General features: G+C 62.7%; 3 protein-coding genes. 1 reads left to right on the top strand and 2 read right to left on the bottom strand.

Annotated elements, in window-relative coordinates; genetic code table 11:
* The coding region (locus WAO69_RS12805) for a penicillin acylase family protein (RefSeq protein ID WP_422179715.1) at positions 1 to 1175 on the bottom strand (1175 nt) is incomplete at its 3' end.
* Between the two features lie 22 nt (positions 1176 to 1197).
* Positions 1198 to 2010: an IclR family transcriptional regulator gene (locus WAO69_RS12800; RefSeq protein ID WP_422179713.1), complete on the bottom strand. Its 813-nt coding sequence runs from the start codon at positions 2008 to 2010 to the stop codon at positions 1198 to 1200.
* Positions 2011 to 2168: 158 nt separating this feature from the next.
* Between WAO69_RS12800 and WAO69_RS12795 the strand changes: the two genes are divergently transcribed.
* The coding region (locus WAO69_RS12795; RefSeq protein ID WP_422179711.1) for a M81 family metallopeptidase at positions 2169 to 3251 on the top strand (1083 nt) is incomplete at its 3' end.

Here is a 3251-nt window from a genome sequence, read left to right as displayed (position 1 = left end):
GCCATGTAGGGCGCTGTGCCCGGATCGGTAAATACGGTGCGGATCGCAACCGCCGTGCCGCCCTCATTGAATACAACGGGGCCGTGACGTGTGAAATCGAGCGGCAAAATTTGGTCCGGATGCCCTTTGACGGCAAAGCTTTCTTCGATGCGGGTGATCGCTTCGGTCCCGTCCTTGTAGCGGTAGGAGGTGCCATCCGCATCCGTTTCATAGACCATGACGTCTTCCTGATCCGCGCAAAAGATCGTCAGGCTGAACGCTGCCGTGCCGTTATGGCCCGCCATGATGCCGGGCGAGGACGGCTCGCCCGCGCCGATGAGGTTCAGCCCCGGTGCTTCAAGATGGACCATATAGCGCAGTGAAGGGGCTGCGTGCAGACGGTGCGGATCGGAGGCCATGATTGCGCGTCCGGACTCAGTCAGTGCCGGTGCGATGGCCCAATTGTTGGACCCCTCCATCGCGGGGGGGGTGGGCTGCACGGTTTTGCGCGCGTCCGTGGTGGTCCAGCGGTTTGCTTCTGCCAGCTTGGCATCAAGACGGGCGCGCTGGAAGGTGACGGGCGCGGTCGCCAGCTCGTACACTGCCAGTGTATCTGCGGGCAGGATGCGGTCACAGGCCGTTTCCCATTCCGCCTCGGGCACAGGCGGGTCCAGCGGGACGCGCATCAGGTCTGTCTGCGCATCCGCAAGACGGTGGACCTGCATACGGGCAAGCTCGGACGTGGCGTTACGCGACAAGCAGTGCGTGCGGATGCGCACCACGTCCTCGGGTGCCCAATGGGCAGGCTGGGTGCCCAATTCGGTGAATTCGGGGGGCAGGGTCCATGTGCCCGCTGTGATTAAATCAATAGCGGCGTTGATGCCTTGGGCAAAGGCAGTGCAGATGGCTTCGGCATCTGCCCCGTAGGCGGCCCATTCAGGCGCCATATCACCGCGGTAGAGAAACAGCCGCGCGGCGCGGTCCTGCATCAGATAGCCCGGCCCGAAGTCTGCGGCGAGCAGGCCTAACCCGCGTTTGCGCCATAGATCAATTTGCCACAGCCGGTCGCGCGCGGCATTCAGCCCCTGCAAAAAGAAGGCATCGTGGTCGTTTTCTGCGCGGATGTGCGCCATGCCCCAACGGTCGATGGAGATGCTTGCGGGAGCTTGAAGGCCGGGAAGTGTGAGAGGGTCCATGGGATCGGTTCCTGTAATCGGTTCAATATCTGCTAAGCGAGCGCGCGGCCTGCTGACCCAGCGGGGCCACGCGCGCGGCGTAATCTTCCGACGTCCACTCGGCGGTGGAGCCCGCGATGTGGATTGCCGCGTACGGCGCGCCAGAACTATCGAGGATGGCGAAACCCATCGCGATCTCGCCCAGCAGGATCTGGTCTACTGCCAGAGAGTAGCCACGCGCACGGGTCTGTGCGACCTGCTCCATCACTGCATCCACTTCCGTGATGGTGTGCGGCGTAAACGGGCGCCGGTCCGAGCGTTCGAGCAGGGCGCGCGCGTGGTCCTCGGGCATGCGCGCAAGCACCGCCCAGCCGCCGGAAGTGCAGAATATCGGCACGCTGTGACCCACCATAGTGGCGTTGAAGGTCTGGCGCTTGGTCTGGAGCCGCACGGCATAGACTAGCCGCATATCATCGACCAGCGACAGGTCGACCCGCTCGCGCACGGAGGTGCGCAATTCCTGCAGCACCGGCGTGGCCTGCCGCACCAGTGGATTTATCCGCAGATAATCGAGCGTGTGATCGAGGATGCGCAGACCGGGTACAAAGCCATGCCCGTCCGCATCGCGTTCAATATAGCCAATTGCCCGCAGGGTGTGCACCATACGTTGGGCAGCACTTCGATCCAATTCTGCGCGTCTGGCGATATCGGTCAGGGTGAGCGGGCCATCGGCATGATGAAACGCTGACAATACGGCCATCGCCTTTTCCACCGACTGAACAAACAGCGATCCGGCGCGGTCGCCGTCTGTCAGTGCCCGTTTGCCCGGCTCCGCGCGGGTGGTGTTGCGGGGCATGGCGGCCCTCCCATAGGATCCGATTGACTGTTTGACTGTAAATAGGAGAATGCTCTAGGATCTATATAAGATGTGAGTGTATTGCTTTGCAATATATTGTTGTGACGATTGCGGTGGATCAGCCTCCCTTATCTGCGCAGCAAATCAGGGAGAATAGAATGTCAAAGCGCGTGGCACTGGCCGGTTTTCTGCACGAAACAAATACTTTCGCGCCAAGCAAGGCGCAGATGAGCGACTTCGTCCAAGGGGGCGGTTACATGCCATTGGCGCGTGGCGCGGCGGTGCTGACCCAGGGACGCGACATCAATCTGGGGATCGGCGGCGCGGTTACTTTTGGCGAATCAGCGGGATGGGAAATGGCCCCCATCCTGTGGGCTGGTGCGATTCCATCGGCGCATGTGTCCCAAACTGCCTACGAAAGCATCACAGGCGATATAATTGCGGGCATTCTCGCGGCAGGCCCGCTCGACGGTATTTTTCTGGACCTGCACGGTGCGATGGTTGCCGAGCATCTCGACGACGGCGAGGGCGCACTTCTTGAGCGCGTGCGCACCGCCGTGGGTCCTGACGTTCCCATCGCCGCGGCGCTGGATCTGCACGGCAATATCACGGCACAGATGGTCGCCGCGGCGGATGTGCTGGTGGGGTTCCGAACCTATCCCCATCTGGACATGGCCGAGACGGGCCACCGCGCTGCGGCGCAACTGGAAGCGCTGATGGAGCGCGGCGCGCCTTTCGCCAAGGCGTTCCGTCGGCTGCCGTTCCTTGTACCCATCGCGTGGCAAAGCACGCGAGGAGAGCCGGGTCGGGCGCTGTATGATCTGACAGCGGCTCAGGAGGGCGGCGACGTTGCCAGCACCTCATTCTTTTTTGGATTTCCTGCGGCGGATTTTCCCGGCTGCGGGCCTACGGTGGTGAGCTATGGCGCCACTCAGGCAGCCGCCGACCTTGCCGCTGACACGATCAATCGCGCCGTGCTGGACGCAGAAACATCCCTTGCCGGTGAAAGTTTTGAGCCGGACGCGGGCGTGATCGAGGCAATGCGCGTTGCCCGCGACGCGTCCAAGCCTGTGGTGATCGCGGATACGCAAGATAATCCCGGTGCGGGCGGTGACAGCAACACGACAGGCATGCTTCGGGCGATGGTGGCACAGGGCGCATCGGGGGCGATCGGGAATATGGTAGATCCGGCCGCGGCGCAGGCTGCGCATGCGGCAGGGCAGGGTGCGGAGATAGAGATC

The sequence above is a fragment of the Aestuariivita sp. genome, from assembly GCF_049276915.1.
Lineage (GTDB): Bacteria > Pseudomonadota > Alphaproteobacteria > Rhodobacterales > Rhodobacteraceae > Aestuariivita.
The sequence above is the reverse complement of the archived record's forward strand: the minus strand, read 5'-3'. Positions and strand labels throughout refer to the sequence as shown.